General features: G+C 71.4%; 7 protein-coding genes. 4 read left to right on the top strand and 3 right to left on the bottom strand.

The window, feature by feature from the left end:
• Together HLK59_RS32740 and moeZ are read left to right on the top strand one after the other, a co-directional pair.
• Positions 1–666, top strand: a 666-nt coding sequence (locus HLK59_RS32740; protein ID WP_171145202.1) for a spherulation-specific family 4 protein, incomplete at its 5' end; no start/stop codon positions are given.
• A gap of 63 nt (positions 667–729) precedes the next feature.
• A complete protein-coding gene (gene moeZ / locus HLK59_RS32735; RefSeq protein WP_171145201.1) occupies positions 730–1,908 on the top strand; it encodes an adenylyltransferase/sulfurtransferase MoeZ in 1,179 nt (392 codons plus the stop codon).
• Between the two features lie 62 nt (positions 1,909–1,970).
• Here the strand turns inward: moeZ and HLK59_RS32730 are convergent, their stop codons facing one another.
• The 3 genes from HLK59_RS32730 to HLK59_RS32720 form a co-directional block, all read right to left on the bottom strand.
• The gene (locus HLK59_RS32730) at positions 1,971–3,530 is read right to left on the bottom strand and encodes an alpha/beta hydrolase (protein ID WP_171145200.1); all 1,560 of its coding nucleotides are present in this window, start codon (positions 3,528–3,530) and stop codon (positions 1,971–1,973) included.
• 130 nt (positions 3,531–3,660) lie between these two features.
• Positions 3,661–5,205, bottom strand: coding sequence for an alpha/beta hydrolase (locus HLK59_RS32725; RefSeq protein WP_171145199.1), 1,545 nt, complete (start codon positions 5,203–5,205; stop codon positions 3,661–3,663).
• Positions 5,206–5,299: 94 nt separating this feature from the next.
• Complete coding sequence (locus HLK59_RS32720) at positions 5,300–8,002, bottom strand: lysylphosphatidylglycerol synthase transmembrane domain-containing protein (protein WP_171145198.1); 2,703 nt, start codon at positions 8,000–8,002, stop codon at positions 5,300–5,302.
• Positions 8,003–8,188: 186 nt separating this feature from the next.
• On the opposite strand from HLK59_RS32720, the gene HLK59_RS32715 reads away from it, so the two are divergent.
• Complete coding sequence (locus tag HLK59_RS32715; RefSeq protein WP_171145197.1) at positions 8,189–8,554, top strand: MGMT family protein; 366 nt, start codon at positions 8,189–8,191, stop codon at positions 8,552–8,554.
• 302 nt (positions 8,555–8,856) lie between these two features.
• Positions 8,857–12,360: an ATP-dependent DNA helicase gene (locus HLK59_RS32710; protein ID WP_171145196.1), complete on the top strand. Its 3,504-nt coding sequence runs from the start codon at positions 8,857–8,859 to the stop codon at positions 12,358–12,360.
• Positions 12,361–12,403 lie beyond the last annotated feature (43 nt).

The following is a 12,403-nucleotide window of genomic DNA, read 5'->3' as shown; positions in this document are numbered from 1 at the left end:
ATGGGCGCCCACCCCGGCGCACCCTCGCGCACCCGCCCCGGCACCCCCGTGCACTGGGTCGTCCTCAACGTCGCCGACGGCCCCGGCAGCCGCCCCGACCCGCACTGTCTGGAGGCGGCCGGCCGACTGCGCAACGCGGGCGTCCGGGTCCTCGGCCACATCGACGCGACGTACGGGGCGCGCGGCTTCGGCGAGATGATCTCCGACGCGCACCGCTACATCGACTGGTACAAGGCCGACGGCTTCCTCCTCGACCGCTGCCCTACCGAACGCGCCGCGCTCCCCGAGATCCGCCGCACGGTCTCCACGCTCCGCGCGATCCGCGACGACGCCCACGTCGTCCTCGGCCACGGCACTCATCCACACCCCGGCTACGCGGAGAGCGCCGACCAGCTGGTCACCTTCTCCGGCCCGTGGAGCGACTACCGCTGGTCGCAGGTGGCCGAATGGACCGCCGACCACCCGCCCGAGCGCTTCTGCCACCTCGTCCACGGCGTGCCGGGCGGCCATCTCGACGAGGCGCTGCGCATCGCCCGCTGGCAGGGCGCCTCCACCATCTACTTCACGGACCGCACGGACCGGGGCGGCAGCACCGATCCCTGGGAGGCCATGCCCGGTTACTGGGACGAAATCGTCTCGCGGATCGGAACGGGTGTCTCGGAATGAAGAAGGCCGTGGCAGTGTTACGGGGAGAACAACTGTAGTGATTGACCGACCAACGGAGTCCCCGTGTCGCTGCCACCCCTGGTCGAGCCCGCTTCCGAGCTCACCGTAGACGAGGTCCGCAGGTACTCCCGCCACCTGATCATCCCCGACGTCGGGATGGACGGGCAGAAGCGGCTGAAGAACGCCAAGGTGCTCTGTGTGGGCGCCGGCGGCCTGGGCTCGCCGGCGCTGATGTACCTGGCCGCGGCGGGCGTGGGCACGCTCGGCATCGTGGAGTTCGACGAGGTCGACGAGTCGAACCTGCAGCGCCAGATCATCCACAGCCAGGCCGACATCGGCCGCTCCAAGGCCGAGTCCGCGCGTGACTCCGTCCTCGGCATCAACCCGTACGTGAACGTGATCCTCCACGAAGAGCGGCTCGAGGCCGAGAACGTGAAGGAGATCTTCAGCCAGTACGACCTGATCGTCGACGGCACCGACAACTTCGCGACCCGCTACCTCGTCAACGACGCGGCCGTACTGCTGAACAAGCCGTACGTGTGGGGCTCGATCTACCGCTTCGACGGCCAGGCCTCGGTCTTCTGGGCCGAGCACGGTCCGTGCTACCGCTGCCTGTACCCGGAGCCCCCGCCGCCGGGCATGGTCCCCTCCTGCGCCGAGGGCGGCGTCCTGGGTGTGCTCTGCGCGTCCATCGGCTCCATCCAGGTCAACGAGGCCATCAAGCTCCTCGCGGGCATCGGCGAGCCGCTCGTCGGCCGCCTGATGATCTACGACGCCCTGGAGATGCAGTACCGCCAGGTCAAGGTCCGCAAGGACCCGAACTGCGCGGTCTGCGGCGAGAACCCGACCGTCACCGAGCTCATCGACTACGAGGCCTTCTGCGGCGTCGTCTCCGAGGAGGCCCAGGAGGCGGCCGCCGGCTCGACGATCACTCCCAAGCAGCTCAAGGAGTGGATCGACGACGGCGAGAACATCGAGATCATCGACGTCCGCGAGATCAACGAGTACGAGATCGTCTCCATCCCGGGCGCCAAGCTGATCCCGAAGAACGAGTTCCTCATGGGCACCGCCCTGGAGGGCCTCCCGCAGGACAAGAAGATCGTCCTGCACTGCAAGACGGGTGTCCGCAGTGCGGAAGTCCTCGCCGTGCTGAAGTCCGCGGGCTTCGCGGACGCCGTGCACGTCGGCGGAGGTGTGATCGGCTGGGTCCACCAGATCGAGCCGGACAAGCCGGTGTACTGACCGGAGCTGTTGCGATCGGCGGGGGTTCCACGCGCCACGGGTGCGTGGAACCCCCGCCGTCGTCATGAGCAGACCTTGCCGTCCTTCGGCACCGTGCCCTTGAGCAGATACGCGTTCACCGTGGAGTCGACGCAGTCGCTCCCGCTGCCGTACGCCCCGTGCCCCTCGCCCTTCCAGGTGAGCACCACACCGACGCCCTCGCCCAGCTCGTCCGCCATCTTCCGGGCGCCCTCGTAGGGCGTCGCCGGGTCGCCGGTGTTGCCGACCACGAGGACCGGCGGCGCACCGGGAGCGCTCACCTCCGGTGTGTCCCACTGTCCGGCCACCGGCCAGTCGTGGCACCAGCCGGCCGTGTCCCAGCCCAGGAAGGCACCGAAGACGGGCGAGAGCTTCTCGAACGTCGGCAGCAGCTTCTTCGTCTCCTCGGCGGTCGGCCGCTGCTTGTCGTCCAAGCACGATATGACCCGCTGCGAGTGGGTCGTCGTGCCGTAGTGCCCCTCGGTGTCACGCTCGTTGTAGCCGTCGGCGAGCGTCAGCAGCTCCGAGCCGTCGCCCTGCTCGGCGGCCTCCAGCGCACTGGTCAGGGTGGGCCAGCTGGCCTTGCTGTACAGGGGGAGCACGATGCCGGTGACCGCGAGCGTCTGCGTCAGCTTCCGGTCGGAGCCGGTCGGCAGCGGGTTCGCGTCGAGCTCCTTCAGCAGGTCGGCGATCTTCCGCGTGCCCTGCTCGGGGTCCTGGCCGGTCGACTTCAGATAGTCGTCGAGGGCCCGCTGGAAGCCCCGGGTCTGGTTCTCCGCGTGCCCCACGGTGTCGGCGCTCGGGTCGACGACCGCGTCGAGGATCAGCCGCCCCACGTTCTTCGGGAACAGATGGGCGTAGACGCCGCCGAGTTCGGTGCCGTAGGAGATGCCGAAGTAGTGCATCTTCGTGTCGCCCAGCACCTGGCGCATGAGGTCCATGTCGCGGGCGGTGTCCGTGGTCGAGACATGTGCCAGCAGTGTCCCGGCGGCCTTCTCGCAGCCCTTGCCGAAGGTGGCGGCGTCCTCGAAGTACGCCGCTTCCTCAGCAGCGGTGTCCGGCGTCGCGTCCACGCTCTCGGCGGACTGGATCTCCTTGTCGCTGCGGCAGCGGACGCCCTCGCTGGCGGAGACCCCGCGCGGGTCCCAGCTGACCAGGTCGTACCGCTCGCGGAGCGTGGAGACCGTCGCACCGTACAGCGGCATCATGGACACGCCCGAGCCGCCCGGGCCGCCGAAGTTGAACAGCAGCGAGCCGATGCGCTCGCTCTTGTCGCCGCGGGACTTGGCGCGGATCAGCGCCAGACCGATCGTCGTGCCCTCCGGCTTCGCCCAGTCCAGCGGCACCTTGAGCGTCGCGCACTGCCATTCGCTGCTCGGCGCGGGGGAGTCCGCCGTGCCCTTGCAGCCCGCCCAGTCGAGCTTCTGAGAGGTCAGCGAGGACGGCAGCGCGACGGCCGCCTCGGTGTCGGAGGCACTCGACGACGGAGTGGCCGCGTTCGTCCCCTCGTCGCTCTTGCCGTCGTCGGACGAGCCGCCGCTACAGCCCCCCACCAGCAGTGCCGCGGCGGCGGCCAGGGCCGTCCACCGTACGAAACGCGTCATCGCAGTCCCCCCTTGCAGGCCGTCCGCACTGTGCAGCGGATGGCGGTCATGCCATGGTAGGCGGCCCGCATCACGGCTGTGCATGCCTGTGGATAACGCTCTGACCTGCTGATTTTCCGGAATCCTCGCGTCAGGAGCAGACCGTCCCCGCCGTCGGCACCTTCCCGTCCAGCAGATAGCCGTCCACCGCGCTCTGCACACACTTGTTCTTGCTGTCGTACGCGCCGTGCCCCTGCCCCCGGTACGTCAGCTCCACGCCCACCCCCTCGCCCAGCGCGTCCACCATCTTCCGCGCCCCCTCGTACGGCGTGGCCGGGTCGCCGGTGTTGCCGATCACGAGGATCGGCGCCGAGCCGGCCGCGCTCACATCGGGGTGCTCGGCCGCGCCCGCCACCGCCCAGTCGGCGCAGCTGACCATCCCCCACGCCAGGTAGTCACCGAAGATCGGCGAGGCGGACCGGAACTCGGGCAGCTTCCTCACCACGTAGTCCTCGGTGTAACGGGGTTTGTCGTCGGCGCAGTTGATGGCGATGTTGGCCGCGCTGAGGTTGCTGTACTCGCCGTCCTCGTTGCGCCCGTTCATGGAGTCGGCCAGCAGCATCAGCACCCGGCCGTCCCCGTCGTACGCCTGTTCAAGGCCCTCGGTGAGGTACTCCCAGAAGTCCTGCGAGTACAGCGACTGGGTGATGCCGCTGGTCGCCGCGGTCTGGGTCAGACTGCGCAGGCCGAGACCGGGGATCGGCGCGCTGTCGAGGTCCTTCAGCAGCTTGGCGATACGGGCCTTGACGTCCTGTGCGCTGTCGCCGATCGGGCAGTCCTCGGTCTGCGACACGCAGTGCTCGGCGAAGTTGTCGAGCGCGAGCTGGAAGCCCTTGGTCTGACCGAGGGAGCCCTGCTCCGCGTCCTCGGTCGGGTCGACGACCGCGTCGAAGACGGCGCGGCCCACCTTCTCGGGGAACAGATGGGCGTAGACGCCGCCGAGTTCGGTGCCGTAGGAGATGCCGAAGTAGTGCAGCTGCCCGTCGCCGAGGATCTGGCGCATCAGGTCCATGTCGCGGGCCGCGTCGGTGGTGCGCACATGGGGGAGCACCTTCTCGGAGTTGTCCTCGCAGGCCGCGTTGAACTCCTTGGTGTCGTCCAGGAACTTGGTGCGTTCGGCCGGGTCGTCGGGGGTCGCGTCCTGCTGGAAGTACGCGTCGAGCTGGAGGTCGTTGAGGCACTCCACGGGGGAGCTGCGGCCCACCCCGCGCGGGTCGAAGCTCACCAGGTCGTAGCGGGTGCGCAGTTTTGCGTAGTCCTCGCCGAAGGCGGGCAGCGTGGTGACGCCCGAGCCGCCGGGGCCGCCGAAGTTGAAGATCAGGGAGCCGATCCGCTTGCTCTCGTCGCCGCTCGCCTCGGCTCGGATCAGGGCCAGCCCGATCTTGTCGCCCTCGGGCTTGTCCCAGTCGAGGGGCACCTTCAGGGTGGCGCACTGCCACTCGTCGCCGTTCGGCAGGGGTGATGGGGCGTCACCACCGCCCTCCGCCGCGTTCGGTGCCGGGCAGTCCTTCCAACTCAGCTTCTGAGCCGTGACGTCCTGGTCCTCGGAGTCGTCGCCGCAGCCCGCCAGCAGGGTGGACAGCAGGACGGCGGAGACGGTCAGGGCAGCGGCGCGCAGGCGGGGAGGGTTCGGCATGATCCCATCCTGCGGTCGGGCGTCTCAGGCCGCTCGGGGCACGGGCCGTACGAGGTACGCGCGCGTGGCCGTCGTACCGGGCACCCGCGCGTACCTACAGCGCGCCCTTGCGGGACAGGTGGTTGAAGGCCAGCCAGCCCGGCAGCACCGGCAGCCACAGGGTCAGCAACCGGTACAGCAGCACGGAGGGCGCCGCGACCTCGCTCGGCAGGCCGACGGCGATGAGACCGACCGTCAGGGTCGCCTCCACCGCGCCCACACCACCGGGTGTCGGCGCCGCCGAGCCGAGCGCGTTGCCAGCGAGGAAGACGACGGCGACGCTGGCGATGCTGATCGAGGAGCCCTCGGTGCCGAAGGCGCGGATCGAGGCGTCCAGGCACATCACGAAGCAGGCGGTCAGCAGGAGCATGCCGCCGATGCCGGTGAGGAGCTTCTGCGGCCGCTGGAGCACGTCGAGCATGCGCGGGATGACGCCCGCGAAGAGCGACCGCACGCGCGTGACGACGAATTTCCGCAGGAACGGCACGGAGGTGACGACGAGCACGAGGACCGCCACCGTCAGCAGACCCGCGATGACCGTCCGGGACGGCGACAGCGACGGTGTCTTCTCGGTGCCGGTCAGATAGCCGAAGGACAGCAGCATCAGGATGTGGCAGCCGAGCCCGAACAGCTGCGAGGCGCCCACACTGGCCACCGCGAGCCCGGGCCGCACCCCCTGGCGTTGCAGGAAGCGCGTGTTGAGGGCGACACCGCCCACCGCGGCCGGCGCGACGATCTTCACGAACGACCCGGCGACCTGCGCCCCCACGGTCCTCATGAACGGCACCCGCTCGGGCACGAATCCCAGCAGCGACATCGCCGCCGCGAAGTAGCTCGCCGCCGAGAACAGCACGGCCGCGGCGACCCAGCCCCACTCGGCGTTCTGGATGAGCGGGCCGAACTCGATGTGGGTGAGCTGCGTCAGCAGGAAGTACGCGCCGATGGCACCGGCGATGAAGCTGATCAGCGTGCGCGGTCGCACCCGCTCCAGACGGGCCGGCTCGACCGGCGCCTGCGGCCTGATCAGCAGGACCGCATGGCGGATCTGGGTGAGCAGATCCTCCTCGCGGGCCTCGTCCAGCGCCTCGTCGATGGCCCGCTTCTCGGCCCGCGCCTCCGCGCGTACGGCCTTCTTGTCGGGCTTCTCGAGTACGGGCCTGGCGTCGTCGTGCGTCTCGTCGAGCCTCGCCTGCTTGGCCTGCCGGGACGCCTCCAGGATCGCGTCGCGCTCTCGCTGGGCGCGTTCGCGGGCCAGTGTGCGCAGCGTCGCGCGCGTGGAGCGGCTGAGGGCGATGGGCTGGAGCATCGGCAGACAGTCGGCCACGGCGTCGGGGCCGAGCACGCTCACCGCCGCGGCCACCGCGCGCTCGGCGCCCACTCGCAGGCCGAGCGTCACCAGCAGCTGGGAGATGTCCATGCGCAGCAGCAGGTCGCCGGCCGCGATCTCGCCGACGCGCAGGTCGGTGAGGATCACGGTGCCGGAACGATCCACCAGAATCGCGTCGCCCACGAGGCGCCGGTGGGCGATGCGCCGGGACTGCAGGGCCCGCACCTGGTGCCAGGTGTCCCGGAGCAGGTCGTCGGTGATCTCCTCGTCCGGCAGCGAGTCGAGGGTGCGGCCGCCGGTGTGCTCGTAGACGAGTATCACGGCGTCGGGGCCGAGTTCGGAGGTCGCGATGAGTTTGGGGGCGTTGGCGCCGGCCGCGATGGCCGCGTAGGCGAGCAGGGCCTCCTGCTCCAGGGCCTGGCGCAGCGACGGGAGGCTGCTGCGGGTGGCGAAGCCGCGCAGGGTCAGATTGCGCCACGCGCGGTAGAAGAAGCCCTGTGCCTGCTGCTCCCGGTCGACGACCGTCACGTCCAGCGGCGGACCGTCCTCCAGGGTGACGAAGTAGCGTCGGCCGCGGTCGCCGGTCTCCGGCGTCTCCGCGACCTCCTCACGGGCCGCGCTCACCGGATGGAAGCCGACGTGCCGAAGACCCGCCATCAACGTCCGCCCGGTGGGCTGGACGTTGGGCGAGCCGACCGCGTACAGCGTGCCGTAGGCCACGGTCCAGCCGATCAGCACCGTCAGGATGATCGAGAACGGCGTGGTGTAGCCGGTGACGAGCATCGAGAAGGCGTCGAGCATCAGCACGATCCACAGCACCGCGCGCCACCGCGGCCGGCGCGACATGCCGACCGCCGTCATGTACGCGATGACCGGCGCGAGATAACCGTGCACCGGGTCGGTGAGGGCGTGGATGTCACCGGGGGAGGGCTGGGTGAGCGCCTCCTGGATCGAGTCAGGGGCGGCCTTGGCGACCCATAGATCGGTGGCGAGGGTCACTCCGTGCGCCAGGACCGCCGCGAGCACACCGTCCGCGATACGCAGCCCGTCGCGCTTGATCAGCCGCTCGATCGCGAAGGCGACCGGCACCAGCAGGATCGCGATGCTGGAGGCCAGACCGGCGATCTTGATGAGCAGGTCGGGCGCCTGTCCGGTGCCCTTGTTGATGTCCTGTTCGAGACCCGAGGTGGTGCCGTGCGCGAACGCGGCGATCGCCAGCAGGATCACCACCGCCAGCACGCCGACGAGCAGCCGCATGAGGTCCGACGGACGGTGCACGCGCGCGGGGAGGAGGGGTTCGTCGCCCTCGACCTCGTCGCTGTGCGTCTCCTCCTCGAACTCCGCCGTCGCCTCTTCCTCGCCGGTGTCCGGGCGCGACGAAGCGTCAGAGGTGCTCTCCGCGCCCTCCGGGTGCACGCCCTGTTGCTTCATCGTCTCTTCTTGATCTCGTATCACCGGTCACCGCCCGCACGATGGTGGCATGCCCCACCGACACACGGGGGTATCAGGGTGCAAACGCGGGGGCGCACAGTCTGCCCGACGCGCCGCCCCGGGGCGAGGGATACGCAGGGTGGTCAGCGCGTCACATTGTCGGTGGGGTGGGGCAGGATGAGGCGGATGAGTGACGAGAGTCTTCCGCCCGACGCCCTGCCGGAGTACGCCGAGCGTGTTCTGGAAGTGGCGGAACTCATCCCGCCCGGGCGCGTCATGACGTACGGCGACGTGGCCGAGTGGCTGGAGGAGGGGGGCCCGCGCCAGGTCGGCCGGGTGATGGCCCTCTACGGGGGAGCCGTGCCCTGGTGGCGGGTCGTCCGCTCGGACGGAGCGCTGCTCCCCGGCCACGAGCTGGAGGCGCTCGGCCACTACCGGACCGAGGGCACGCCTCTGAAGACGGCGAGCAGGGCCGCCGCGGGCCATCTGCCGCGCCTCGACATGAAACGGGCGCGGTGGGACGGCGGCGAACGCGCGGAGGGTCACACCTGACAGCTTCCGCCATCGGACCGGCCCGAGGGGAGCCTGTGATCCGTACGGGGGAAACGGGGAACGGACGGCACGTCCGTGGCATGCCGTACGTTCGTGGGGCGAGGGACATACGCGGAGCGAGCGACGTACGTGCCGCGCGTGTCGTGCGTGCCGCGAGTGTCGTGCGGGAAGAAGGGGAAACCCTGCTTCCGCTCTGTCTGTCGGCGTAGCGTCGGCTCCACACATCCCCCTCACCCCGCGATCACCGCCCTCCACGCGCGGTGGTCAGCCAACCAGCACACCCACCAGGACCGGCGAACCACGTGAGCTCCTCTTCCTTCACCAGGCGCCTGCCGCACCCCCAGGTGCGGCAGGGGAGTCGTGGCGCTTACCGACTGGTGCGTACCCCGCCGACCCGCGTGGATCCCCCTCGTCTGGACGCCGCACAGCGCTCCGTGGTTGAGCACAGGGCCGGTCCGCTGCTCGTCCTCGCAGGTCCGGGCACCGGCAAGACCACCACGCTCGTGGAGTCCGTGGCGGCCAGGATCGCCCGGGGCGGTGACCCCGCGCGCGTGCTGGTGCTGACGTTCAGCCGCAAGGCGGCCGTCGAACTGCGCGACCGCATGGCCCTGCGCATAGGGGCCGCCCGCGCGCCCCGGGCGACCACCTTCCACTCGTTCTGCTACGCGCTGGTCCGCGCCCACCAGGACAGCGAACTGTTCGTGGAACCGCTCAGGCTGCTGTCCGGCCCCGAGCAGGACGTGGCCGTACGCGGACTGCTCGCCGGCCAGCCCGACCTGGAGCGGCTCGGCCTCGCGCATGTGCGCTGGCCGGACGAACTGCGTGCCTGCCTGACCACCCGCGGCTTCGCCGACGAGGTCCGCGCGGTGCTGGCCCGCAGCCGCGAACTGGGCCTGGGCCCGGGCGCCCTGGACGCCTTCGCCCGCCGCATCGGCCGCCCCGACTGGCGGGCCGCGGCCGCCTTCCTCGCCGAGTACCTCGACGTCCTCGACCTGCAAGGCGTCCTCGACTACGCGGAACTGGTCCACCGCGCGGTGCTCCTCGCCCACCGTCCCGAGGTCGCCGGGCGGCTCGCCGCGCAGTACGACGCCGTGTTCGTGGACGAGTACCAGGACACCGATCCGGCACAGGTACGGCTGCTCCACGCCCTCGCCGGCGGTGGCCGCAACCTCGTCGCCTTCGGCGACCCCGACCAGTCGATCTACGCGTTCCGGGGCGCCGACGTGAACGGCATCCTGGACTTCCCGCACGCCTTCCCCCGCGCGGACGGCCGACCGGCGCCCGTCGAGGTCCTGCGCACCTCCCGCCGCTCCGGCGACGCCCTGCTCAGCGCGACCCGGCTGCTGACCCAGCGGATGCCGCTGACCCGGCTCCCCGCGGAGAAGGTACGCGCCCACCGCGAGCTCGCCCCGGTCCGGGAGGGCGGCCGCGTCGAGGTCTTCACGTACCCGACGCCCGGCACGGAACTGGACAACATCGCCGACATCCTGCGGCGGGCGCATCTGGAGGACGGCGTCCCGTGGGGCGAGATGGCCGTACTGGTGCGCGCGGGGTCACACACCATCCCGACGGTCCGCCGAGCCCTGACGTCGGCGGGGGTGCCCCTCGACATCGACGGCGACGATCTGCCGCTGCGGCACGAACCGGCGGTGGCGCCGCTACTGACGGCGCTGCGGGCGGTGGCCACGGCGGAGGCCTCGGGGCGCCCCGAGGAGAGTCCTGTGGAGGGGGCCGCCATTGGGGAGGAGGCCGATTTCGGGCAGGCGACCGCTGAGGAGGCCCCTGCTGAGGAGGCGTCCGCCGACCAGGCATCCGCAGAGGAGGCGCCCCCCGGAGAGGCCCCCGTCGAGGAGCCGGCCGCCGAAGAGCCGGCCGCCGAAGAGCCGGCCGCCGAAGAGCCGGTCGCCGAAGAGCCGGCCCCTTGCTGGCTCGACACCGAGACCGCCCTCACCCTCCTCGCCTCCCCCCTCGCCGGCATGGACGCCGCCGACCTGCGCCGCCTCGGGCGGGCCCTGCGCGACGAGGAGCGGGCCGCAGGCACCCCGCTGCCGCCGCCCTCCGACGAGCTGCTCGCGCGGGCCCTCGCCGAGCCGGAGCGGCTGACCGTGCACGACCCCGCGTACGCGCGCGGCGCCCAGCGGCTGGGCGCGCTGCTGCGCAAGGCCCGTGAGCGACTCGCGGGCGGCGGCAGCGCCGAGGCGGCGCTCTGGGACCTGTGGGAGGGCACACCGTGGCCCACGCGCCTGGAGCGTGCCGCCCGGCGCGGCGGCGCGGCCGGGCGCAACGCCGACCGTGACCTGGACGCCGTGTGCGCGCTGTTCGCGACCGCGACCCGCGCGGAGGAGCGCACCGGCGGCCGGGGCGCCCTCAACTTCCTGGAGGAGATCGACGCCGAGGACATCGCCGCCGACACCCTCACACGGCGTGCCGTACGTCCCGACGCCGTCCGCCTGATGACCGCGCACCGCTCCAAGGGACTGGAGTGGCGCCTGGTCGTCGTCGCGGGCGTCCAGGAGGGCCTGTGGCCCGACCTGCGCCGCCGCGGCTCCCTCCTGGAGGCCGACCGGATCGGCCGCGACGGACTCGCCGAACCGCTCACCCCGGGCGCGCTGCTGGCCGAGGAACGCCGTCTGTTCTACGTCGCCGCCACGCGCGCGCGTGAGCGTCTGGTCGTCACGGCCGTCAAGGCACCCGCGGACGACGGCGACCAGCCCTCCCGCTTCCTCACCGAACTCGGCGTCGAGCCCAAGGACGTCACGGGCCGCCCGCGCCGCCCCCTGTCCGTCGCCGCGCTCGTGGCCGAACTCCGTGCCACCACCGTCGACCCACGTGTCTCGGACACCCTCAGGGAGGCCGCCGCCCGCCGACTGGCCCGGCTCGCCGCGCTCGCCGACGGGGACGGCCGGCCGCTCGTCCCGTCCGCCCATCCCTACCGCTGGTGGGGCATGTTCGAGCCGACCGAGTCCAAGGTGCCGCTGCGCAACCGCGACCAGCCCGTCGTGCTCTCCGGCAGCGCCCTCGACCAGCTCGCCAACACCTGCGCCCTGCAATGGTTCCTGGGCCGCGAGGTGAAGGCCGACGCGCCCGCCACGGTCGCCCAGGGCTTCGGCAACGTCGTGCACGTCCTCGCCGACGAGGTCGCCTCCGGACACACCCCGGCGGACCTCGCCGTCCTCATGGAGCGCCTCGACTCCGTGTGGAACGCGCTCGCCTTCGACGCGCCCTGGAAGTCGGCGCAGGAGAAGGAGAACGCGCGCGTGGCGCTCGAACGCTTCCTCCAGTGGCACGTCGATTCCGGTGGCGCCCGCACCGGACGCACCCCGGTCGCCAGCGAGCACGACTTCGACGTCACCCTCGGAGCGGGCGACTACGAGGTCCGCATCCGGGGCCAGATGGACCGCGTCGAGACGGACGGCGAGGGGCGGGCGTACGTCGTCGACTTCAAGACGGGCAAGCAGGCGCCGACCGCCAAGGAGGTCGAGCACCACCCGCAGCTCGCCGTCTACCAGCTGGCCGTCCGCGAAGGCGCCGTCGACGAGGCCTTCGAAGGGGTACGCCCGGAACCGGGCGGCGCGGAACTCGTCCAGCTGCGTCAGGGCGCCGCCAAGCGGGACGGTGGCGAGACGCTGCCCAAGGTGCAGGCACAAGGACCCCTCGAAGGGGAGTGGGTCGGCGATCTGCTCGCCACGGCCGCCGGCAAGGTCCTCGACGAGCGGTTCACACCGAACGCAGGGCAGCACTGCACGCACTGCGCGTTCCGGGCGTCGTGCAGCGCTCGCCCCGAAGGACGTCACGTGGTCGAGTGACCGTACTGGTGTGATCGGTTGCACCACCCGTGCTGACCTGCGC

Origin of the sequence: Streptomyces sp. S3(2020) (assembly GCF_013044505.1) — a bacterium.
In the GTDB taxonomy this organism is placed as follows: Bacteria; Actinomycetota; Actinomycetes; order Streptomycetales; family Streptomycetaceae; genus Streptomyces.
This window is presented reverse-complemented; position numbering and strand designations above follow the sequence as displayed.